General features: G+C 69.3%; 26 protein-coding genes. 17 read left to right on the top strand and 9 right to left on the bottom strand.

The features are described from left to right. Positions 1 to 4 precede the first annotated feature (4 nt). The 9 genes from folE to panC all read left to right on the top strand — a co-directional run bounded on the left by folE (position 5) and on the right by panC (position 6,876). Entirely contained in the window at positions 5 to 652 is a 648-nt protein-coding gene (gene folE / locus ACIQK7_RS07035; RefSeq protein ID WP_403022618.1) for a GTP cyclohydrolase I, read from the top strand. Then, on the top strand, positions 645 to 1,496 hold the full coding sequence (gene folP, locus ACIQK7_RS07040; protein WP_403022621.1) for a dihydropteroate synthase: 852 nt from the start codon (positions 645 to 647) through the stop codon (positions 1,494 to 1,496). Before folE ends, folP begins: the two co-directional genes overlap by 8 nt. Then, positions 1,493 to 1,879, top strand: a complete 387-nt coding sequence (folB, locus tag ACIQK7_RS07045; protein ID WP_403022624.1) for a dihydroneopterin aldolase — start codon at positions 1,493 to 1,495, stop codon at positions 1,877 to 1,879. The genes folP and folB overlap by 4 nt, the downstream gene beginning before the upstream one ends. Further along, positions 1,867 to 2,424 carry a 2-amino-4-hydroxy-6-hydroxymethyldihydropteridine diphosphokinase gene (gene folK, locus ACIQK7_RS07050; RefSeq protein WP_403022626.1) on the top strand — a complete coding sequence of 186 codons (558 nt, stop codon included), beginning with the start codon at positions 1,867 to 1,869 and terminating at the stop codon, positions 2,422 to 2,424. The genes folB and folK overlap by 13 nt, the downstream gene beginning before the upstream one ends. Beyond that, the gene (locus ACIQK7_RS07055; RefSeq protein WP_403022629.1) at positions 2,421 to 2,888 is read left to right on the top strand and encodes a DUF3180 domain-containing protein; all 468 of its coding nucleotides are present in this window, start codon (positions 2,421 to 2,423) and stop codon (positions 2,886 to 2,888) included. Before folK ends, ACIQK7_RS07055 begins: the two co-directional genes overlap by 4 nt. Positions 2,889 to 3,051: 163 nt before the next feature. Next, a complete protein-coding gene (locus tag ACIQK7_RS07060) occupies positions 3,052 to 3,537 on the top strand; it encodes a PH domain-containing protein (RefSeq protein WP_403022632.1) in 486 nt (161 codons plus the stop codon). Next, entirely contained in the window at positions 3,534 to 5,186 is a 1,653-nt protein-coding gene (locus ACIQK7_RS07065; RefSeq protein WP_403022635.1) for a PH domain-containing protein, read from the top strand. The genes ACIQK7_RS07060 and ACIQK7_RS07065 overlap by 4 nt, the downstream gene beginning before the upstream one ends. Continuing rightward, positions 5,183 to 6,001, top strand: coding sequence for a Rossmann-like and DUF2520 domain-containing protein (locus ACIQK7_RS07070; RefSeq protein WP_403022638.1), 819 nt, complete (start codon positions 5,183 to 5,185; stop codon positions 5,999 to 6,001). Before ACIQK7_RS07065 ends, ACIQK7_RS07070 begins: the two co-directional genes overlap by 4 nt. After that, complete coding sequence (gene panC / locus ACIQK7_RS07075) at positions 5,998 to 6,876, top strand: pantoate--beta-alanine ligase (RefSeq protein ID WP_403022641.1); 879 nt, start codon at positions 5,998 to 6,000, stop codon at positions 6,874 to 6,876. The genes ACIQK7_RS07070 and panC overlap by 4 nt, the downstream gene beginning before the upstream one ends. Positions 6,877 to 7,076: 200 nt before the next feature. On the opposite strand, the gene ACIQK7_RS07080 is transcribed toward panC, so the two are convergent. Together ACIQK7_RS07080 and ACIQK7_RS07085 are read right to left on the bottom strand one after the other, a co-directional pair. After that, positions 7,077 to 7,364 (bottom strand): metal-sensitive transcriptional regulator, encoded by a 288-nt coding sequence (locus ACIQK7_RS07080; RefSeq protein ID WP_403022644.1) that lies wholly within the window; start codon positions 7,362 to 7,364, stop codon positions 7,077 to 7,079. Continuing rightward, positions 7,361 to 9,055, bottom strand: a complete 1,695-nt coding sequence (locus ACIQK7_RS07085) for an FAD-dependent oxidoreductase (protein ID WP_403022646.1) — start codon at positions 9,053 to 9,055, stop codon at positions 7,361 to 7,363. Before ACIQK7_RS07085 ends, ACIQK7_RS07080 begins: the two co-directional genes overlap by 4 nt. A gap of 87 nt (positions 9,056 to 9,142) precedes the next feature. On the opposite strand from ACIQK7_RS07085, the gene lysS reads away from it, so the two are divergent. From lysS to ACIQK7_RS07105, 4 genes are read left to right on the top strand one after another with little or no spacing between them, the layout of a single operon-like run. Continuing rightward, the gene (gene lysS / locus ACIQK7_RS07090; protein ID WP_403022649.1) at positions 9,143 to 10,651 is read left to right on the top strand and encodes a lysine--tRNA ligase; all 1,509 of its coding nucleotides are present in this window, start codon (positions 9,143 to 9,145) and stop codon (positions 10,649 to 10,651) included. A gap of 13 nt (positions 10,652 to 10,664) precedes the next feature. Beyond that, positions 10,665 to 10,787: a hypothetical protein gene (locus tag ACIQK7_RS07095; protein ID WP_325210253.1), complete on the top strand. Its 123-nt coding sequence runs from the start codon at positions 10,665 to 10,667 to the stop codon at positions 10,785 to 10,787. A gap of 30 nt (positions 10,788 to 10,817) precedes the next feature. Beyond that, on the top strand, positions 10,818 to 10,994 hold the full coding sequence (locus ACIQK7_RS07100; protein ID WP_403022652.1) for a hypothetical protein: 177 nt from the start codon (positions 10,818 to 10,820) through the stop codon (positions 10,992 to 10,994). A 2-nt stretch (positions 10,995 to 10,996) separates the two neighbouring features. Then, a complete protein-coding gene (locus ACIQK7_RS07105) occupies positions 10,997 to 11,500 on the top strand; it encodes a hypothetical protein (RefSeq protein ID WP_403022655.1) in 504 nt (167 codons plus the stop codon). Positions 11,501 to 11,503: 3 nt separating this feature from the next. Here ACIQK7_RS07105 and ACIQK7_RS07110 read toward each other — a convergent pair whose 3' ends face one another. From ACIQK7_RS07110 to ACIQK7_RS07130, 5 genes are all read right to left on the bottom strand, one after another. Beyond that, entirely contained in the window at positions 11,504 to 12,562 is a 1,059-nt protein-coding gene (locus tag ACIQK7_RS07110; protein WP_403022658.1) for a pirin family protein, read from the bottom strand. A 9-nt stretch (positions 12,563 to 12,571) separates the two neighbouring features. After that, on the bottom strand, positions 12,572 to 13,270 hold the full coding sequence (locus ACIQK7_RS07115; protein ID WP_403022661.1) for a hypothetical protein: 699 nt from the start codon (positions 13,268 to 13,270) through the stop codon (positions 12,572 to 12,574). A 62-nt stretch (positions 13,271 to 13,332) separates the two neighbouring features. Beyond that, positions 13,333 to 13,560, bottom strand: coding sequence for a helix-turn-helix domain-containing protein (locus ACIQK7_RS07120; protein ID WP_325210248.1), 228 nt, complete (start codon positions 13,558 to 13,560; stop codon positions 13,333 to 13,335). Further along, positions 13,560 to 14,348 (bottom strand): hypothetical protein, encoded by a 789-nt coding sequence (locus tag ACIQK7_RS07125; protein WP_403022664.1) that lies wholly within the window; start codon positions 14,346 to 14,348, stop codon positions 13,560 to 13,562. The genes ACIQK7_RS07120 and ACIQK7_RS07125 overlap by 1 nt, the downstream gene beginning before the upstream one ends. Continuing rightward, entirely contained in the window at positions 14,348 to 14,965 is a 618-nt protein-coding gene (locus ACIQK7_RS07130) for a hypothetical protein (RefSeq protein ID WP_403022667.1), read from the bottom strand. The genes ACIQK7_RS07125 and ACIQK7_RS07130 overlap by 1 nt, the downstream gene beginning before the upstream one ends. Positions 14,966 to 15,158: 193 nt before the next feature. On the opposite strand from ACIQK7_RS07130, the gene ACIQK7_RS07135 reads away from it, so the two are divergent. From ACIQK7_RS07135 to ACIQK7_RS07150, 4 genes are all read left to right on the top strand, one after another. Continuing rightward, positions 15,159 to 17,660: an ATP-dependent Clp protease ATP-binding subunit gene (locus ACIQK7_RS07135; protein ID WP_403022669.1), complete on the top strand. Its 2,502-nt coding sequence runs from the start codon at positions 15,159 to 15,161 to the stop codon at positions 17,658 to 17,660. 211 nt (positions 17,661 to 17,871) lie between these two features. Continuing rightward, positions 17,872 to 18,387, top strand: a complete 516-nt coding sequence (locus tag ACIQK7_RS07140; protein WP_403022672.1) for an amino-acid N-acetyltransferase — start codon at positions 17,872 to 17,874, stop codon at positions 18,385 to 18,387. 13 nt (positions 18,388 to 18,400) lie between these two features. Further along, positions 18,401 to 19,036: a hypothetical protein gene (locus tag ACIQK7_RS07145; RefSeq protein WP_403022675.1), complete on the top strand. Its 636-nt coding sequence runs from the start codon at positions 18,401 to 18,403 to the stop codon at positions 19,034 to 19,036. Positions 19,037 to 19,069: 33 nt separating this feature from the next. Continuing rightward, entirely contained in the window at positions 19,070 to 20,068 is a 999-nt protein-coding gene (locus tag ACIQK7_RS07150; protein WP_403022678.1) for an LLM class flavin-dependent oxidoreductase, read from the top strand. 138 nt (positions 20,069 to 20,206) lie between these two features. Here the strand turns inward: ACIQK7_RS07150 and ACIQK7_RS07155 are convergent, their stop codons facing one another. Both ACIQK7_RS07155 and ACIQK7_RS07160 read right to left on the bottom strand, forming a co-directional pair. Further along, on the bottom strand, positions 20,207 to 20,767 hold the full coding sequence (locus tag ACIQK7_RS07155; protein ID WP_403022680.1) for a dihydrofolate reductase family protein: 561 nt from the start codon (positions 20,765 to 20,767) through the stop codon (positions 20,207 to 20,209). 62 nt (positions 20,768 to 20,829) lie between these two features. Continuing rightward, positions 20,830 to 21,699 (bottom strand): SDR family oxidoreductase, encoded by an 870-nt coding sequence (locus ACIQK7_RS07160; protein WP_403022682.1) that lies wholly within the window; start codon positions 21,697 to 21,699, stop codon positions 20,830 to 20,832. Positions 21,700 to 21,710: the final 11 nt, after the last annotated feature.

A 21,710-nucleotide genomic window follows, 5' to 3' on the forward strand; every position in this document is an offset into this window, starting at 1 on the left:
ACCCGTGCACGAGAGCAGCGCTGGGGTGCCGGACGGGAGCGTTGGGCCCCGGGCATCCGTTGACCGACCTCGCATCGAGGCCGCCGTCTCGGAGTTGCTGGCAGCCATCGGGGCGGATGCCTCGCGCCTGGCCGAGACGCCCCGCCGCGTCGCCGAGTCCTACGCGGAGTTCTTCTCCGGCATGGGGGTCGACCCCGCTGTGCACCTCGGCGACCTGATCGATCTCGACGACGGCCGAGAGGGCGAACTCGTGATCATGCGCGACATCGCGTTCCGCTCGATGTGCGAGCACCACCTGCTGCCCTTCGTGGGCCTCGCCCACATCGCGTACCTGCCAGGTCGCCGCGTCGTCGGGCTCGGCGCGCTGCCGCGGGTGGTCGACACCCTCGCTTCGCGTCCGCAGTTGCAGGAGCGACTGACCGACGAGATTGCGGATGCCCTTGCCGACACCCTTGACGCTCGGGGGGTGCTGGTCGTGCTCGATGCGCGCCAGGACTGTGTCTCGACGCGGGGCACGCGGCAGGTCGGCAGCACCACCGTGACGCTCGCGAGCCGGGGGGAGCTCGCCGACAGTGGACAGAAGGCCGCCGTGCTCGCCCTCGTGGGCGGTGCAGCGGCTGCAAGTGACAACCCAGGAGGCACTCATGGCTGACTCTCCCCTCATCATGGGCGTGCTGAACGTCACGCCTGATTCCTTCAGCGACGGTGGCGACTTCGCCCGCACCGAGGCGGCGATCGCCCACGCGGTGGAGCTGGTTGCGGCGGGCGCCGACATCATCGACGTCGGCGGCGAGACGACCAAGCCGGGCGCTGGCCGGGTGAGCGTGGAGGAGGAGCAGCGGCGCATCCTGCCGGTCGTGCGAGAACTCGTCGGGCGGGGCATCCGTGTCTCGGTCGACACCATGAACGCCGCGACGGCGGCCGCGACCGCCGAGCTCGGGGTCGAGATCATCAACGATGTCTCGGGCGGGCTCGCAGACCCGAACATGGCGCGCACGGTCGCCGACCTCGACGTGGATTTCGTCGCGATGCATTGGCGCGGCCCGAGCTCGGGCATGGACGGCCAGGCCGTCTACTCGGATGTCGTCTCGGAGGTGCACGCGGAACTCGAGTTGCGCGTCGCCGAGCTCATCGTCACGGGCATCGCACCCGAGCGCATCATCGTCGACCCGGGCCTCGGCTTCGCGAAGCGCGCCGAGCACACGTGGGAGGTGCTCGTGCACCTGCGGCGCTTCCAGTCCCTCGGTTCGCGGGTGCTCGTCGGCACCTCGCGCAAGCGATTCTTGTCGAGCCTGCTTGAGGCGGATGCCGGCCCGAAGCAGCGGGACCGGGCCACGGCAGTCACGAGCGCGCTCGCGGCGGAGGCCGGTGCGTGGGTCGTGCGTGTGCACGATGTCGCTTCGACGCGGCTGTTGCTCGATGCCTGGACCGCGATCGAGAGTGAGCAGCCGCCCATGCCCCACCGCGCCCGATCATCGTTCCGGCAGCCGCGATGACCGCGTCGGTGCCGCTCATGGAGCGCGACCACCTCACCCTGACGGGGCTCCGGGCGACCGCGCACCACGGTGTCTTCGAGCACGAACGCCGCGACGGCCAGGTCTTCGTGATCGACGTGGCCGTCTGGCTCGACCTCTCCGTCTCGGCCGGGAGCGATGATCTTGGCCGCACGATCCACTACGGCGAGCTCGCGAACGAGGTCGTCGCATCCGTCGAGCGAGACCCGGTCGACCTCATCGAGACGGTCGCGCAGCGGATCGCCGACACGGTGCTCGCGCATGAGGCTGCCGAGGTCGTGCGGGTGACCCTGCACAAGCCCTCCGCGCCCATCGAGGTGCCCTTCGACGACGTGTCCGTCACGATCACCCGGTGGCGCTCGTGAGCCTCCTCGACGTGCATCGCGAGCGGGCGGTCATCGCCCTCGGCAGCAACCTCGGCGACCGCGAGGCCACCGTCCGCTCGGCAGGGCTCGACATTGCGGCGACCAGCGCCCTCAATGTCGTCGCGGCATCCGGACTGTTCGAGACGCCCGCGCTGACCCTCGGCGGGGTCGACGAGTCAGCCCCCTCGTACCTCAACGCGGTCATGATCGTGGAGACGGCGCTCGCGCCCATCGCAATGCTCGAGCGCCTCAACGAGATCGAAGACGAGCACGGCCGCGTGCGGGAGGCGCGCTGGGGCGACCGCACGCTCGATCTCGACCTCATCGCCTACGGCGAGCTCACGCTCTCGACTTCGAGACTGACGCTGCCGCACCCGCGGGCGCACGAACGCGACTTTGTGCTCGTGCCGTGGCTGCAGGCCGACCCGGATGCCTCGCTCCCCGGCTTCGGCCGAGTGCACGACCTGCTCGCCCGGATGCCGGCGGGTGGCGTGACCCCAATCGCTGCCGCCCCGCTGCTTCCGGGCTCGGTGGGGGAGTTATGAAGCGCACCACACCAGCCCTCGTGCTCCTGCTCATCGCGATCGGTGCGGCCGTTGGCCTCCTCGCACAGCAGGGGCTTGCGATGTCGGGGCGCCCCGGCATCACCCCGCCCGTCACCCTCTCGATCGTGCTCATTGCGCTCGGCGCCATCGTCATCGTGCTCGCCCTGCCGGTGCGCCGCGCCGTCAAGGGGGAGCGCAAGCGCGTCGACCCCTTCTACGCCCTCCGGGTGCTCGTGCTCGCGAAGTCGAGCGCCCTCTGCGGCGCGCTGCTCGCGGGCGCGGCGATCGGCTCCGTCGTGTTCCTGCTGAGCCGCACCGTGCCCGCGCTCGGCGTCGTCGGATACTCGGTCGGCACGGCGATCGGCGGGCTCGTGCTGCTCGCGGGCGGCCTCGTCGCCGAGGGAATGTGCCGCATCCCGCCGCCCTCCGACGATGACGAGCAGGCGGCCGGCGCGGCCACGTGACCGGCACGCCGTCGCGCCCCGCTTGAGCCGCGACATCCGCCGCTCGGACTAGCCTGCGGGAGGGTCGCAGCGCCCGTCGACCGCCGGATAGGCTCGGTCGCGTACTCGCCCGGGTCGCCCCGCGGCGTCGCACGACAGTCTCAACACACGGATCGGAAAAGCAATGTCGACTCTCCTCGACCCTCCCGGCATCGAATGGCGGCGCGTCTCCCCGCGCTACGTCTGGGCTGAGGTCGTGAGCAACATCATCTGGTGGGGCGCGATCACGGTCGGCGCCCTCGTGCTGCGGTTCTTCGTCGACGAGACCTGGACGCTCTGGGTGGCCATCGCCGCCGTCGTCATGCTCGTGCTGAGCACGATCTTCACGGCACGCCAGGTGCGCGCCTACGGCTATCAGCTTCGCGATGATGACCTCATCGTTCGGCGCGGCATCATGTTCCGCCGCATCGTCGCGGTTCCCTACGGCCGGATGCAGCTGGTCGACATCAACCGCGGCCCCATCCAGCGCTGGCTCGGGCTCAGTGAGCTCAAGTTCGTGACGGCGGCCGCGGCATCCGCTGTGGTCATTCCTGGCCTTCCCGAGAGCGAGGCCGAGCAACTGCGCGACCGCCTCGTCGAGCTGGCCGAGAGCCGCCGGGCGGGACTGTGAGCGACCTCCCGATGCAGCCAGGTCCGGATGCCTCGGGCTCGGGCCCGAGCGAGGCCGCCGCCATCGCCCCCGAGGCCGTCCCCGTCGTGCAGACGGGGCTCGCCGACGGTGAGTGGCACCGCCTGCACCGGGCGTCGCCGCTCTTCAAGGGTGGCATCGCGCTCATCGCGATCCTCGGTGTGGTCGTCGCGAACCTCCGGGAGCGACTCATCGACCTGTTCCTCCCGGGCTACACGGAGGGCGACGACCCCGTCGACCTCGTGCTCGAGAACGGCTTCCTCGGCTGGGCGCTGCTCGCCGTCGCTGGGCTGCTCGTCGTGCTCATCATCGGCTTCTACATCTCGTGGCGCATGCACACCTTCCGCGTCACCGACGAGGTCGTCGAGGTTCGCTCCGGCATCATCTTCCGCACGCACCGCCGGGCGCCGCTCGACCGCATCCAGGGCATCAACATCGGGCGCCCCTTCATCCCGCGCCTCTTCGGGGCGTCGAAGCTCGAGATCAGCCAGGCGGGGCAGGACGCCAATGTGCAGCTCGCCTACCTGGGGTCTTCGGATGCGAACGACCTGCGGCGGGAGATCCTGCGACTCGCATCCGGCACCCGCGAGGAGCGCGCCGCCGCGCAGGCGCAGGCGGCGGGCGTCGAGGGCTTCATCGACGCGCGCGTGCAGGAGTTCCTGGCACCCGAGATCACCGACAACGATGCCCCGCCGGAGTCGATCGTGCGCATCGGCATCGGGCGACTGATCGGCTCGGTGCTGCTGAGCGTGTCGACCTTCGTGCTGATCGCGGTCATCATCGGAGCAATCGTCGCGATCGTGATCACGGGCGAGCTCAGCATCCTCTTCGGTGTCATCCCCGCGTTGATCGGTTTCGGCAGTTTCTGGCTGCAGCGCTTCACTCGGTCGCTCCGGTACTCGATCGCGGGCACGCGCGACGGCGTGCGAATCGGCTACGGCCTGCTCTCGACCACGAACGAGACCCTGCCGCCCGGGCGCATCCACTCGGTTGCGGTCGACCAGCCGCTGCTGTGGCGCTTCGCCGGCTGGTGGGAGATCAAGGTCAACCGCGCGAGCCAGGCGACCGCGCAGAGCGTTTCGGGCGCGATCGCGAACACCACGATCCTTCCCGTCGGCGACCAAGCCGACGTCATGAACGTCTTGCGCCTGCTGCTGCCCGATCTCGACGATGCCGGCCGGGAGCTGCTCGTGAAGGGACTTGCCCCGCGCGGTGAGTCCGGCGACGGATATGAGAACTCGCCCAAGCGGGCCGCCTGGCTGCGCTGGTTCTCGTGGCGCCGCAACGGCTTCGCGGTCACGCCTGACGCGTTCTTCCTGCGCCGCGGCGCCATCTGGCGCGAGCTCGTGATCGTGCCTGCGCCGCGTGTGCAGAGCACCGCGATCCAGCAGGGGCCGGTCGGGCGGATGGCGCGGCTCGCCACCATTCACCTCCACACCGTCATGGGTCCCATCACAGCAAGCCTCGGCGCGATCGACGTCGACAAGGCCATGGAGTTCTTCGCCGACACGAGCCACCGACTCGTGGATGCCGCGGCTCGCGACCGCTCGCACCGTTGGGCCGAGTCGAGCGACGAGCCACAGCTGGCCGTTACCGAACACGCCCAGCCCGAGCAGGATCCCCGCGAGTGAGCACCTCGGAACGTGCAGGTCGCCTCGGCATCGGCATCATCGGCGCGGGCCGGGTCGGGCCCGTCCTGGGGGCGGCGCTCGCCGCGGCCGGCCACGCCATCACGGGCATCACGGCCGTGTCGAACGACAGCTTCGACCGTGCCGAGGCGATGCTGCCCGGCGTGCCGATTCTCGACGTGCCGACGGTCGTCGAGCGCAGTGAGCTCGTGATCCTCGCGGTGCCCGACTCCGAACTCGAGAGCCTGGTCGCCGGCCTCGCCGCGACGGGCACGTGGCAGCCGGGCCAGCTCGTGCTGCACACGGCGCCAGGCTTCGGCACCTCGGTGTTGGCCCCTGCCATGCAGGCCGGTGCGATTCCCCTCGCGGTGCATCCGGCGCTCGCCTTCACGGGCACGAGCATCGACCTCTACCGCCTGCGCGAAGCCTTCTGTGCCGTCACGGCGCCCGCGCCCGTGCTGCCGATCGGGCAGGCGCTGGTCGTGGAGATGGGCGCCGAGCCCGTCGTGATCTCGGAGGGCAGCCGCGCCGCCTACGCGGAGGCCCTGGCGACGGCGACGACCTTCTCGACCGCCATCATCGGCCAGGCGATGCGCATCCTTGGCGAGATCGGCGTCGAGGTTCCCGGCGCCGTGCTGACACCGCTCGTGCGTTCCGCCGTCGAGAATGCGCTCGCGAGCGAGGAACTCGCCCACCGTGACATGCTCGCCGACGAGGTCGACCGCAGTGTCAACAGCGACCGGGCCCGTGACAGGTACAACACTCTCAACGACCCTGCCACTGACGGCCCCAGCCCGAGGAATGGAGACGAGGAATGACCATCGAGGTCGTGCATCACATCGCGGAGGTGCGCCGGCGGGTCGCATCCGCTCGAGACGCCGGCCAGACGGTCGCCTTCGTGCCCACGATGGGCGCCCTGCACGCCGGCCATCTCTCGCTGGTCGAGCGCGCGGCATCCCTCGGCGACCTCGTGGTCGTGTCGATCTTCGTCAACCCGCTGCAGTTCGGTGAGGGTGAGGACTTCGGCAAGTACCCGCGCACCCTCGACGCGGATGTCGCGAAGCTCGAGCAGCTCGGCGACGCCCTCGTCTTCGCGCCCGCCGTCGAGGAGATCTACCCGCACGGGCCGAGCGCGACGCGCGTCAAGGCGGGGCCGGTCGCGTCGCGCTTCGAAGGCGCCGTGCGACCGGGGCATTTCGACGGCACGCTGACGGTCGTCGCGAAGCTCTTCAACATCGTGCAGCCCGACGTCGCGGTCTTCGGGCAGAAAGACGCGCAGCAGGTGTTCCTCGTCACGCAGATGGTCGACGACCTCGACCTGCCCGTGCGCATCGACGTCGCCCCGATCGTGCGGGAGGAGGGCGGGCTCGCCCTCTCGAGCCGCAACCAGTACCTGTCGCAGACGGATGCCGCGGCCGCCCTGTCGCTCTCGAAGGCGCTCGCCGCCGTGGCCGATGTTGCCGCGGGTTTCCGCGGGGGGAGGGCGTCGGCGGCGATCGCCGCAGGGCGCGAGGTGCTCGAGGCAGAGCCGCACGCATCCGTCGACTACCTGGACATCGTGAACCCGGCGACCTTCACGCCCGTGCCCGACGAGTTCCGCGGTGAGGCGCTCGCGATCGTCGCGGCACGCTTCGGCACGACCCGGCTCATCGACAACCGGGCGGTCACGTTCGGCGAGCCGCCGAGCTGCTGACGGGGCCTAGCGGCTGAAGATTCGGGCGAAGAGGCCCTGAGCCGGCTCGTTCTCGTGGCCCTGGCACTGCTGCGCCCGGGGGACGTTTCGCATGACCTGGTCGACGTGCTGGCCGCATCCGGCCCAGGTGGTCTTTCCGCATCGGCGGCAGGTGACTGCTGAACACATGGTGGTGGGGGTTCTCCTTCGTGTGGGGTTGCTCAGGCGAGCATCAGGAAGAGCTTCTCGAGCTCTTCAGGGGTCATCTTGGTGTCGTCGTCGTCGTGACTGTCGGGGTTGAGGCATTCGCGCAGCGCTGACGAGACGATCGCGAATCCGGCGCGGTCGAGGGCGCTCGAGACCGCGGCGAGCTGCGTCACGACGTCTTTGCAGGGGGCGCCGTCCTCCATCGCGACGATGAGCGCGCCGAGTTGTCCCTGCGCTCGCTTGAGTCGGTTGACGATCTTCTTCTGGGCGGCCGCCGCATCGATCGCCTGCTGGGTCGTCATGATTCGGCTCCTTGCGTCGTGAGGATGTCGCGGCCGCCGTTGGGCAGCGCCGCCTTGAGGGTGAGGATGCCGCCCGAGAGGGTGGCGGAGTCAAGGCCGGCCTGCGCGAGCTGGCGGTGCGCGATGTTGGAACGCACCCCCGAGGCGCAGAGGGCACGCACGGGGCGACCGGCCGCAGCGTCGTGCACCTCGGGCATCCGGTCGCGCAGTTCCGTGTGGGGGATGTTGAGTGAACCGGGGATGTGCCCGCTCGCGAACTCCCCGCGGGAGCGCACGTCGAGCACGAGGGCGTCGGATGTCACGGCCTCAAGCTCGTCGGCGTGCCAGACCGAGAGGGTGCCCCTGAGCAGGTTCTCGCCCGCCATGCCGGCGAGGTTCACGGGGTCCTTGGCCTGGCCGTAGGGCGGGGAGTACGAGAGGTCAAGGTCGATCAGGTCATCGACCGTCATGCCCGCCCGCAGCGCGGTCGCGAGCACGTCGATGCGCTTGTCGACCCCGTCGGCGCCGACGGCCTGGGCGCCGAGCAGGCGGCCGTCGCCGGGGGCGAAGTGCACGATGAGGTGCACCTGCTGGGCGCCGGGGAAGTAGCCGGCGTGCTGGTTGGGGTGCAGGTGCAGCGTCTCGAACTCGATGCCGGCCTGCTCGAGCGAGGCGCGGTTGGCGCCCGTCATGGCGGCGGCCAGTTCGCCCATGCGCACGATGGCCGTGCCGAGGGGCGCGGGGATGGGGCGTGCCGTCTCCGGCCGCAGGATATCGTCGGCGACGAGGCGCCCGGCGCGGTTGGCCGGGCCTGCGAGGGCGACGGGGCGACGGATGCCCGTGACCGCGTCGGTGCTCACGACGGCGTCGCCGACGGCCCACACTCCGGGGGCCGAGGTGCGGCCGTGCTCGTCGACGACGATCGCGCCCCGCTCGACCTCGATCCCGGCGGCCTCGAAGGCCTCGGTGTCGGGGCGAACGCCCACCGAGAGCACGATGATGTCGGCAGGGATGCGGGTGCCGTCACCGAGCACGACGGTGTCGTGGGACTCACCGGGTTCGACGCTCTCGGCGCCGACACCCTCGCGCACGGTGATCCCGGCCCTGGACATCTCATCGCGGATGAGCGAGGCGAGTTCGGCCTCGAGTGGCGGCAGGATGTGCGGGGCGAGTTCGATCACGTCGACCTCGAGGCCCTGCATACGGAGTGCCTCGGCGGCTTCGACCCCGATGAATCCGGCACCGAGCACGACGGCGCGCTTCGCGCCGGACTCGACGCGCTCGCGGAGGGCGATGGCGTCGCCGACGGTGCGGAGGGTGCGCACGCGGGACGAGTCGAGCCCTGGCAGCGGGGGACGCACGGCGCGGGCGCCGGGGGAGAGTACGAGGGCGTCGTAGTCGATCGTGCTGGTGCCCTCGGCGGTGCGGACGGTGACCTGGCGGGCATCCGTATCGAGCGCGACGACGTCGTGGCGCACGCGCACATCGAGGTCGAGTGCCGCGCGCAGGCTCTCGGGGGTCTGCACGAGGAGCGCATCGCGGCTCTCGATCTCGCCGCCCACGTAGTAGGGGAGGCCGCAGTTGGCGAACGACACCTCGTCGCCGCGTTCGAGCACGATGATCTCGGCGGTCTCGTCGAGGCGGCGGGCTCGGGCGGCGCAGCTCATTCCCCCGGCGACGCCTCCGACGATGACGATTCTCTTCTCTGGCATGCAAGCGAGAATACCCCCGGGGGTATCGCTCCGCAAGTCGAGCCACATGCCGCCGCCCGGCTCGCGGGCACGCCGTAAGCTTGATGCGTGACTGAGACGACTGCGCCTGCCCTGACCCACGAGGAACTCGAACGCGAGGCCTCCGAGCAGACCCAGGTGCGGCTCGCCAAGCGGGAGCGGCTCATCGAGACGGGCGCCGAGGCGTACCCGGTCGCCCTCCCCATCACGACGACGATCCCGGCCGTGCGAGCGCAGTTCCCCGACCTCGAGCCCGATGCACAGACGGGCGAGAAGGTCGGGCTCGCGGGCCGCATCGTGCATCTCCGCAACACCGGCAAGCTGTGCTTCGCGTCGCTGCAGGCGGGCGACGGCTCGCGCATCCAGGCGATGGTCTCGCTCGCATCCGTCGGCGAGGAGTCGCTCGCCCTCTGGAAGGAACTCGTCGACCTCGGCGACCACCTCTTCGTCTTGGGCGAGGTCATCTCGAGCCGCCGCGGCGAGCTCAGCATCATGGTCGAGGAGTGGAAGGTCGCCGCCAAGGCCGTGCGCCCACTCCCCAACATGCACAGCGAGCTCAACGAGGAGACGCGCGTGCGCCAGCGTTACCTCGACCTCATCGTGCGCGAGCAGGCCCGCACGACGGTCGTCGCCCGCGCAACCGTCAACGCCTCCCTCCGCGAGACCTTCAAGGGCCACGGCTATCTCGAGGTCGAGACGCCCATGCTGCAGACGCAGCACGGTGGGGCATCCGCTCGTCCCTTCATCACCCACTCGAACGCCTTCGACACCGAGCTGTACCTGCGCATCGCGCCCGAACTGTTCCTCAAGCGCGCCGTCGTCGGAGGCCTCGAACGGGTCTTCGAGATCAACCGCAACTTCCGCAACGAGGGCGCCGACTCCACGCACAGCCCCGAGTTCGCGATGCTCGAGGCCTACCAGGCCTACGGCGACTACCACCAGATGGCCGACCTCACGCAGCAGCTGATCCAGGATGCTGCGCTCGCCGTCGCGGGCGGGCACGTCGTCACCTGGGCCGACGGCACCGAATACGACCTCGGCGGCGAGTGGGACCGTGTCTCGATGTATGACTCACTCAACGAGGCATCCGGCCTCTCGGTCACGCCCCAGACCCCCGTCGAGGAGCTTGTCGCCCACGCCGCCACGCTCGAGATCGAGGTCGACCACCCCACCCACGGCAAGCTCGTCGAGGAACTCTGGGAGCACTACGTCAAGGGCGGGCTCACGCGGCCGACCTTCGTCATGGACTTTCCCGTCGACACCTCACCGCTCGTGCGCGACCACCGCTCGATCGAGGGCGTCGTCGAGAAGTGGGACCTCTACATCCGCGGCTTCGAGCTCGCGACCGGCTACTCCGAGCTCGTCGACCCCGTCATCCAGCGCGAGCGCTTCGTCGAGCAGGCGAAACTCGCCGGCCGCGGCGACCCCGAGGCGATGCGCCTCGACGAGGAGTTCCTGCGGGCGCTCGAGCACGGCATGCCGCCGTCGGGTGGAATGGGCATGGGCATCGATCGCCTGCTCATGGCCATCACGGGCCTCGGCATCCGCGAGACGATCCTCTTTCCCCTGGTCAAGTGAGCGCGGTCAAGTGATGACCGACCCGAAGAAGCCACACAAGAAGGTGCCCCCGGCCCGCGTCGGCCTCTGGTTCATCATCGGCATCGTCGGCCTCTACTTCGTCATCACGGGCCTCGTCGGCATCCTCGGCGGCTGACTCCAAGCATCCGCAACGTAGACTGTCGCCGTGCTTGAGAACTTCTGGGCGAACGCCGTCTTCTCGGTGACGCCGACCATCCTGCTGGGTCTCGTCTTCTGGTTCGTGATCCGCGCGATCCTGCGCGCCGACCGCACGGAGCGGAAGGTCTACGCCACGATCGAGGCCGAGGAGCGCGCCAAGCTCGGTCTTCCCGTCAAGGACTGACTGTGCGCAGGCCCTTCTCTGCCGCGCTCGCCGCGGTGCTCGCGATCGCCCTCCTTTCCGGATGCTCGCTCATCGAGTCGACCGTGCAGCAGAGCGTCGACGGGGCCATCGAGAGTGCGCGGGAGCGCATCGAGGGCAGCCTTGAGGGTGCCTTCGAGGGCGTCACGGGCCTCGATGTCGAGGCGGGCAACGAGTTGCCGGCCGACTTCCCGCCCGAGGTTCCGTTCATCGACGGCACGGTCGTGCACGCCGGCAGCGCCACGGTGCAGGGCGAGGGCAACTGGATCGTCGGGCTGCAGACGGAAGCGACGGTCGCAGACGCCTTCGCGCAGGCACGCGAGCGGCTCGTCGGTGCCGGCTTCACCGCCTCCTTCGCGACGGAGACGGGGGAGCGCAGCGTGGGCGCGTTCGCTGGCGCTGGCCTCAACGTGCTCGTGACGGTGACGCCCGAGACCTCCGGCACCATCGTGAACTACGCCGTCACCCCACTCGGCGCGCAGCAGTAACGTTCAGCCGCGCGAGCGCAGCCGCACGGTCGGCATCGGCGGGGCCGGCAGTGACGGTCCGTCGTAGACGGTGTTGCCAAACCGCCCTTCTGCATTCGCGCCGCCGATGACGTCGCGCTGCCATTCCTCGCGGTAGGCGACGACCTCTTCGTGCGTGCGGCCGATGAAGTTCCACCACATGACGATCTCCTCGCCGAGCGGTTTGCCGCCGATGAGGATGACGCGCGCGCCCGCGTCGCCGGATGCGAGTGCGATCGCCGAGGCGCCGGGAGACCGGTAGGCGAGGTGGTCCGGCTCGATGGCGACGTCGTCGACCGTCACGGCGCCCTTGTCGAGCAGCACGCCGTGTTCGAACGCGGGGTCGACCGGCACGAGGATCTCGGTGTCGGGCGGCAGGTCGATCTGGGCGCCGACGAGCGGGCTGAACGCCGTGGCATCCGAGATCTGTCCCAGCAGGCTGCCGATGAAGACGCTGACCCGCGCGCCCTCGTGCTCGACGACGGGCGGCACGGTGTGCTCGAAGAAGGGTGCGGTGTGACGGTGCGGGTCGGGCAGCGCGGTCCACAGCTGCACGCCGTGGAGCACGTTGCTTCCGGATGCCCCGCCGCCCGTCGTCTGCCCGCCGATGTTGCCCGCCTCGACCGAGGCATCCGTCGGGTTCGGCGCTGACGGCTGGGCCCCCACCGAGACTTCCGAGTGCTGGATGCCCCGCCCCGCCGTCATGAGGTTGAGCTCGCCAGGACGCACCACAGCGTGGCCACCACTGGAGTCGCGGTGCTCGATCTCGCCCGCGAAGAGCCAGCTCACGGTCTGGAGTCCCGTGTGCGGATGCGGCGGCACGACCATTCCGCCGCTCTCGTTGACGTCGTCCGGCCCGTAGTGGTCGAGGAAGCACCACGCTCCGATGAGGGAGCGCCCGCGCTGGGGGAGCGTGCGGCGCACCGTCATGGCTCGCGGCCCGCCGAGCGGAACATCGCGTGGCTCCAACAACTCGATCGTGCCGTCGCCGCCGGGGACCGAGACGCAGAGCAGTTCCGTGGGGCGTTCGTCGAGGTCAGACATGACAGGAGCCTATGCCGCGGGGGTCTCCGGCGTCTCTTCCACCGGAGGTTCGGTGGGCTCCGGTTCGGGCTCCGGTTCTGGTTCTGGTTCTGGCTCCTGCGTCGGCGGTGCGGGCTCCGGCTCGACGGGAGGCTCGGGCGCCGGGGGCGCGGGTTCGACGGGCGCCTCCGTGGGCGTCTCAATGGGCGCCTCGCTCGGCTCGTCGTCGACACTGGGCGACGGCGGTGGGGTCACGGAGACGCTGGGCCGCGGCTTGGGCGAGTTCGAGGGCTCAGAGTCATCCGACCCGTTGTTGGCGAACGCGAAGGCAAGCCCGATGGCGATGACGGCGAGCAGCACGATGCCGACGATGATCCATGGCCACGGGGAGCCCCTGCGCTCGTCGCCCCCGGGTGGGGTCGGAGGCAGTCCGCCCGCGCCGCCGGTCGCCGCCGAGGCGGTCGCGATGGGCACGTGTGATGCGACGGGAGCCGTCGCTCCGCCGGAGAGGGGAGCGTTGTGGCCGCCGCCGTCGATGGCCTCGAGCCGTGTCGTCTCGGCCGCATCGTCGACCGGAGTGGCTGCCGGCGTGCCGACCTCCCGGGCGCCGCCCTCGTCTGGTGGCCCATAGACCTCCGTGCCGGGTTCGCCCGCCTGTTCCGCCTTCGGCAGTGGCTTGGTGGCGTCGAGGTCGTCGCCTCCCTGGCTGTTCACGTCGTCGTCGGGCATATCGCCGCTCCCATCGTCGGATGCCGTGCCCATTCGACGTTACCCCGGCGGGCGCGCGCCGGTCAGGGGTCGACGACGAGCAGCTCGCCGACCTCGCAGTCAAGAGCCCGGCAGATGGCGGTGAGGGTCGAGAAGCGGATGGCGCGTGCCCTGTCATTCTTCAGCACCGAGAGGTTCACGACGCTCACGCCGACGAGTTCGCTCAGCCGCGTCAGCGTCATCCCCCTCTGCTCGAGCAGCTCATCGAGCCTGCAGTGGATGCCCGTCTCCTCGTCGTCGGCGGGCGCCATCACACGAGTCCCTTCGTGTCATCCTGCAGCCGCTCGGCCCTGCGGAAGGCGAATGCGACCGCGGCGAGGGCGAGGCCGAGGAGCAGGGGCCAGAAGTCGAGCTGCAGCATGAAGTCGGGGTCGGGCAGGCCCGTGTGGAGTGGGTCGTAGGCCGTGCCGTCCCACTTCGGCTCGGGGACGTCGGGTCCCGGCGCGTCATCGCTGCCCCAGGCGCTCACAAAGAGGGCCTGGGTTGAGGCGATGTTGCCGCCGATCGCGAAGAAGATCTGCCACGCGATGCCGCCGATCATGACCGTGAGGCCGGACATGCTGACCGCCCGTGTGACGGCGGCGGTGAACCCGCTCCCGCTCAGCAGCCGCTGGCACAGGAGGGCGATCGTGACGGCGATCACGATGAAGGTCGCCCCCTGCACCGCGTGGCCCGCGGCGAGGAAGGCGCGAGCATCCATGCCGAGTCCCGTGATGAAGACTTCAGCGGAGCTGAAGCCGCCCCCGGTCACCTGGGCGCTCGGACCCTCCAAGAGTGTGATCCAGGGGTAGGGCTCTGGCCAGAACTCGCGCACCGGGATCGTGGCCTCGACCTGTTCTGCCGTGAGCGTCGTGATGACGGCGACCGCGGTGACGATCAGGGTGAGGCAGGCGTACAGTGCCGCGATGAGGCGGCCGGCGACGAGTACGAGAGGCCGTGACTCACCATTCGCGGCGCTGCGCCGACGGAGCAGCACGATCGCGACGATGATGATCGCGGCGATGACGAGCGCGATGATCGCGATGCGGATGCCGGCCATCAGACGAGCCCCTCGGTCTCGCGCTGCAGGCGCTCGCCGACCCCGAAGACGGTGCCGCCGAGGGCCGCCAGGAAGGCGACCGCGAAGAGCGGCATGACCTCGACCGACTGCACGACGTTGTTGAAGGTGCCGTCGGAGATCTGGGCGAAGGCACCGTTCGCGCCCATGTTCGCGAAGAAGGGGGCCAGGGCGGAACCCAGGAAGCCGGCGAAGCCTGCCGTGAGGATCAGCCGCGTGTTCGCGCGGCTGAAGACGCGGCCCCGGAGCACGTTCCAGAGGAGGGCAAGGAGGGACGCGATGACCGTGACGACGCTCGCCGCGATCAGCACCTGCTCGATCACGAGTGCCCAGACCGAAGCGGCAGGCAGTGCATCCGGCAAGATCCAGGCGGAGTCGAGTTCGACGACGCGGGCTGCGCCGCCGGGGCCGATGGGGGCATCCGCTGGCGTGCCGATGAACTCTGCGAAGACGCGCACGCCGTCGCCTGCCAGCACCTCGATCGTGCGCTGCACGCACTGCACGAGGGTCATGATCGCGAAGACTCCGCCCATCAGCATGAAGAACGCCATCGCGACGACATCCGCCCTCGAATGGTTGCTGCGGGTGTTGCCCGTCATGGCAGCCCCTCCTTATCGATAGTCGTTGTTATTGATAGTCGATAAGGTAACGACAATCGATATGGAGCGCAAGCCTCTCATCGCAAATATCCGCGTCACGCCCACGGCGAACAAGGGCAGTCCTTGAGGGGTTCCGTCGTTACCGTAGATGTACCGGCATCCACACCTGCCCAGATGCCAGAGGAGTTAGAGAATGTTCGAGAGATTTACCGACCGTGCTCGTCGCGTTGTCGTCCTGGCCCAGGAAGAGGCCAAGATGCTCAACCACAACTACATCGGCACCGAGCACATCCTGCTCGGCCTCATCCACGAGGGTGAAGGCGTCGCCGCCAAGGCCCTCGAGTCGCTCGACATCTCGCTCGACTCCGTGCGCGAGCAGGTGCAGGACATCATCGGCCAGGGCCAGCAGCAGCCCACCGGCCACATCCCCTTCACGCCGCGCGCCAAGAAGGTGCTCGAGCTCTCGCTGCGCGAGGCGCTCCAGCTCGGCCACAACTACATCGGCACGGAGCACATCCTCCTCGGCCTCATCCGTGAGGGCGAGGGTGTCGCCGCGCAGGTGCTCGTCAAGCTCGGCGCCGACCTCAACAAGGTGCGCCAGCAGGTCATCCAGCTCCTCTCCGGCTACCAGGGCAAGGAGCAGGTGCAGGTCGGCGGCAACGACCAGCCTGCAGCGCAGGGCGGCTCGCAGATCCTCGACCAGTTCGGTCGCAACCTCACGCAGGCGGCGCGCGACGGCAAGCTCGACCCCGTCATCGGGCGCGAGAAGGAGATGGAGCGGGTCATGCAGATCCTCTCCCGCCGCTCCAAGAACAACCCCGTGCTGATCGGTGAGCCCGGCGTCGGCAAGACCGCCGTCGTCGAGGGCCTCGCCCAGGCGATCGTGCGCGGCGACGTGCCCGAGACCCTCAAGGACAAGCAGCTCTACACGCTCGACCTCGGCTCGCTCATCGCCGGCAGCCGCTACCGCGGAGACTTCGAGGAGCGCCTCAAGAAGGTCACGAAGGAGATCCGCACGCGGGGCGACATCATCACCTTCATCGACGAGATCCACACCCTCGTCGGTGCCGGCGCTGCCGAGGGCGCAATCGATGCCGCGAGCATCCTGAAGCCCCTCCTCGCCCGCGGCGAGCTGCAGACCATCGGTGCCACGACGCTCGACGAGTACCGCAAGCACTTCGAGAAGGATGCCGCGCTCGAGCGCCGCTTCCAGCCCGTGCAGGTGCACGAGCCCTCGCTGCCGCACACGATCAACATCCTCAAGGGGCTCCGCGACAAGTACGAGTCGTTCCACAAGGTGTCGATCACGGATGGCGCGCTCGTCTCCGCCGCGAACCTCGCCGACCGCTACGTGCAAGACCGCTTCCTGCCCGACAAGGCGATCGACCTGATCGACGAGGCCGGCGCCCGCCTGCGCCTCTCGATCCTCTCGTCGCCGCCCGAGCTGCGCGAGTTCGACGACAAGATCGCCTCGGTGCGCGCCGCCAAGGAGGCCGCGATCGAAGACCAGGACTTCGAGAAGGCCGCCTCGCTCCGCGACGAGGAGAAGAAGCTCCTCGGTGAGCGCCTGCGCCTCGAGAAGCAGTGGAAGTCGGGCGAAGCCGGATCCACCGGCATCGTCGACGAGGGAATCATCGCCGAGGTGCTCGCCAACGCGACCGGCATCCCCGTCTTCAAGCTCACGGAGGAGGAGACCGCGCGTCTCGTCTTCATGGAGAAGGCGCTGCACCAGCGCGTCATCGGCCAAGAGCAGGCCATCTCGGCCCTCTCCAAGACGATCCGCCGCACGCGTGCCGGGCTCAAGGACCCGAAGCGTCCCTCGGGTTCGTTCATCTTCGCCGGCCCCACGGGTGTTGGAAAGACGGAGCTTGCCAAGGCGCTCGCCGAGTTCCTGTTCGACGACGAGGACGCGCTCATCTCGCTCGACATGTCGGAGTACGGCGAGAAGCACACCGTCTCGCGGCTCTTCGGCGCCCCTCCCGGGTTCGTCGGCTTCGAAGAGGGCGGCCAGCTCACCGAGAAGGTGCGCCGCAAGCCGTTCTCCGTCGTGCTCTTCGATGAGATCGAGAAGGCCCACCCCGACATCTTCAACTCGCTCCTCCAGATCCTCGAAGAGGGGCGCCTGACGGATGGCCAGGGTCGTGTCGTCGACTTCAAGAACACGGTCATCATCATGACGACCAACCTCGGCACGAAGGACATCACGGGTGGCCCCGTGGGCTTCACGATCGAGGGTGACGCAGCCCAGGACTACGCCGGAATGAAGGCGAAGGTCGTGGAGGAGCTGAAGAAGAACTTCAAGCCGGAGTTCCTCAACCGAGTCGACGAGACCATCGTCTTCCCGCAGCTCAACCAGGACGAGCTCCTGCAGATCGTCGACCTCTTCGTCAAGCGCCTGGGCGAGCGGATGCTCGACCGCGACATGACCGTCGAGCTCACGCCCGCGGCCAAGGCGCAGCTCATCAAGGTCGGCTTCGACCCGACGCTGGGTGCTCGCCCGCTGCGTCGCGCGATGCAGTCCGAGATCGAGGACCGGCTCAGCGAGCGCATCCTCCAGGGTGAGCTCAACGCCGGCGACCACGTGCACGTCGACTACGTCGATGGCGGCTACGTCTTCACGACGACGCGCCAGCCGGGCCGCGAGCCCGTCGAGGCTGCTGCCGCCGGCGCGATCGAGGGCACCATCATCAGCTAGCCACGCTCATGGGTTGAGTGAACCCAGCGAAGCCCGTCCCGCATCCCGCGGGGCGGGCTTCTCGCATCTTGACCTCGTGCGGTGACTGATGCACTTCCGCACGAACGCCCGGCGTGGCGACCCCGCCGAACGGCTCGTCGCCGCAGTTCTGCATCAGAAACCGCAGCCGGTGCGCGAGAAGGCGCCCGGCATCCGGCAGTAGCATCGAAGCGTGACCTCCGCCGCCCCAGCATTCACCGTGCGCCCCGCCCATACGAGTGACGTGCGGCAGATCCAGAAACTCGTCGAACCGCTCGTGCACCAGCGCATCCTGCTCGGCAAGGAGCTCGTCGTGCTCTTCGAGAGCCTGCAGGAGTTCCGCGTCGCGGTTGACGCCGATGAGCGGGTGATCGGATGCGGCGCCCTCCACGTGATGTGGGAAGACCTCGGCGAGGTGCGCACCCTGGCTGTGGCATCCGAGTGGCTCGGCCGTGGCGTCGGGCATGCCATCCTTGACTCCCTCGAGGAGCAGGCGCGGGAGCTGGGGCTGCGTCGGCTCTTCTGTCTCACCTTCGAGGTCGAATTCTTCGGTCGGCACGGTTTCGAGCCCATGGGGGAGCAGCCGATCGACCCCGAACTCTACGCGGAACTCCTCCGCTCACCCGATGAGGGTGTCGCCGAGTTCCTCGACCTTTCGCGGGTCAAGCCCAACACGCTCGGCAATACCCGGATGCTGAAGACCCTCTAGCTACGCTGGTCGCATGTCGACGCTCCGGAATCCGGTCGGGCCGCAGCCACCGCAGGTGTACTGGCGGCGGCGCCTCATGGTGCTGCTCGGCCTTGTCGCGGTCATCGTCGTCATCGTGTTGATCGTCGTGCGGCCGGGGGCGGATGCCAGCACCCCGACCGCCACGGAGGAACCGTCGAGCTCCGAGCAGCAGACCGAGGGCGACGCGTCGGACGAGCGGGACACCGTGAACGGGGAAGACGAGACTGCGGACGACGGCACCTGCAAGACGCAGAACCTCACGATCGAGGCCATCACCGACAAGGACGCGTACGCGGGCGGCGAGCTGCCGCAGCTGACGATGCGCCTGACCAACATCGGCACCGTGCCGTGCATCCTCGACGTGACGCCCAGCAAGCAGGTCTTCGAGGTGGGCAGCGGCGCCGAGGCCTACTGGACCTCGAGCGATTGCCAGGCCGAGTCGGAGGCGATCATGGTGACGCTCGCCCCCAACGAGCCCCAGTCGACCACACCACTCTCGTGGGATCGCACGCGTTCGCTGCCGTGTGACGCGAGCACGCAGCCCGTGCCCGCGGGCGACGCGACCTACCACCTGCAGGTGCGCCTGGGAGAACTCGAGTCGGCCAAGAAGCCGTTCCGGCTGCTCTAGGAATTCGAGCAGCGCCTGGCTGTTGCATCCGGTGTGAAGCGCATCGGATTCCTCTCCTTCGGCCACTACCAGGACGTGCCCGGCTCACTCGTGCGAACCGCGCGGGATGCCTACCAGCAGGCGATTGAGCTGGCCGTCGCCGCCGAAGAGGTGGGGGCGGATGGCGCCTTCGTGCGCGTGCACCACTTCGCGCCGCAGCATTCCTCGCCCATGCCGCTCCTCGCCGCGATGGCCGCTCGCACCTCGCGCATCGAGCTCGGCACGGGCGTCATCGACATGCGCTACGAGAACCCGCTCTACTTCGCGGAGGAGGCGGCGATCACCGACCTCATCAGCGACGGGCGACTGCAGCTCGGCATCAGCCGGGGCTCACCCGAACCCGCCCAGCACGGATGGCGCGCCTTCGGCTACCCCGACGATGGGATGCCGCGCGACAAGGCCGCGCTCTTCCTCGCCGCCATCCGTGGCGAGGGCGTCGTCATGTCCGACCCGGCTATGACAGGGGTCTCGCGCCCGCTCGCGATCGACCCCCTGTCTCCTGGCCTGCCCGACCGCATCTGGTGGGGTTCCGGCAGTCTGGACACCGCCGTGTGGGCGGCCGAGCAGGGCATGAACCTCATGAGCTCGACGCTCGTCTTCGGTGAGGCGGCATCCCTCGCCGACCTCCAGGCCGAGCAGATCGCCGCCTACCGCTCAGCGTGGGCCGAGGCGGGACACGACCGTTCACCGAGGGTTTCGGTGAGCCGCAGCATCATCCCCCTCGTCACGGAGGAGGACCACCACTACTTCGGGCTCCGTGCCCAGGCCGAGGCGCGCGACCAGGTCGGCGTCATCGACGGGCTGCAGGCGACCTTCGGGCGCAGCTACATCGGCGAGCCCGACAAGCTCATCGAACAGCTGGCGGATGACGCGGCCGTCGCCGAGGCGGACACGCTCCTGATCACCGTGCCCAACCAGCTGGGCGTCGAGTTCAACGCGCGACTCCTCGAGTCGGTCGTGAAGCACGTAGCGCCGGGACTCGGCTGGCGCTGAGCCGAGCCTTCGTCGTTGAGCCGGATCTCGGCGCCATGAGTCGGACCTCGGGCGTGCTTTCCGGGGCGTGAGTGGCCAAAGTTTCTGCCATACGCCGAGGGGTGGCTGAAAGTTTGGCCACTCGATGAGGACGCGGCGTCAGCGTTGCACGCGGTAGTGCAGAAACACGACCCCGTTGCCGAAGGTGCGGTTCTCCACGAGCTCGAGGTTCACCCGCTGCTCGTCGCGCGCGAAGAACGGCGTGCCGCCGCCGACAATCACGGGGAACACCCGCACGAGGTACTCGTCGATGAGTCCGAGCGTGGCCGCCTGGGCCGCGAGGTCGGCGCCGCCGATCGCGATGTCGCCGTCACCGGGTTCCGCGCGGAGACGCGCGATCTCTTCTGCGAGACCGGATGTCGCGAGGCGTGCGCCGCTACCCTCGACCGACGTGAGCGTCCGAGAGAACACGAGCTTCGGCAGCGGATTCCACAGGTCGGCCCACTCCTGCTCGAGGTCGTCGAACTCGTTGGCCGGGTCTTCACAGTAGAGCATCGTCTCGTAGAGCCGCCGCCCCATGAGGTGCACCCCGACGCTCTTGATCTCCTCGATCGAGTGCCGAAAGACTTCCTCACTGGGCGCGGACCAGTCGAACCTGCCGTCGGGGCCGATGATGTATCCATCGAGCGTCATGCCCATGGAGTAGGTGACCTTGCGCATCCGTTCGCCTTCCGTCGCGGTTGGGGGATACTACTGCGCGTGCCTCCGAGCGCGGTCTCCGGTTAGCCCAGGCTGAAGCCGCCGTCGCTGGTGAGTACCTGGCCGACGACCCAACTGCCGGGGGATGTCGCGAGCCAGCCGATGAGCTCGGCGGGGTCCTGTGGCCTGCCGACGCGTCCGAACGGGGTCGTCGCGACCCAGTCGTTGAGGCCCTCGAGGGGACGGTCGGTGGTGTCCGGGTCCATGTAGCCCGTGTTGACGGGCCCGGGGTTGATGGTGTTGAGGATGAGGCCGAGCTCGAGGAGTTCGGCGGCGACCGTCGGCGTGATCCCGGCGAGGGCGGCTTTGCTCGTGGCGTAGGCGACTTCGCCGCGCATGGGCCCGTGGAGTTGGCCCGAGGTCATCCAGAACACGTGGCCGCGCGGCGCCGCGTAGGGCTTGTCGCCCACGATGTGTTCGCCGGGACGCCGTGGTTCGCCGGTGCCGGGCGTCTTGCGTCGGGCGAACTCCGCGGTGAGGAGGAGTGTGGCCCGTGCATTGACGTCCCAATGGGCGTCGAGGCGTTCGGGGGTCATGTCGAGGATGCTGCCGTCGTCACCGCTCTTCGCGTGGTTGCACACGAGGATGTCGAGGGTGCCGGTGAGTGCCTCGCCCGCGTCGATGACGGTGCCGATCGAGTCGGCTGTGCTGAGGTCGGCGCCGACGTCGGTGAACTGCGCGCCTTGCCTGAGGTGGGCGCGGATGCCCTCGCGTACGGCGTCGAGGTCGTCGCCGCCCCACGGCTGTGTGAGGTCGTGTTCGCGGTGGTGGTGGATGGCGACGCTGGCGCCGAGCGAGGCGAGCTTCACGGCGACGGCGTAGCCGATGCCGCGCCGGCGGGAGACGCCAGTGATGAGGGCGGTCTTGCCGTCGAGGGGGAGTCCTGCGTGCACGGTCGCCTTTC

This window comes from Salinibacterium sp. GXW1014, assembly GCF_044769865.1.
Lineage (GTDB): Bacteria > Actinomycetota > Actinomycetes > Actinomycetales > Microbacteriaceae > Homoserinimonas.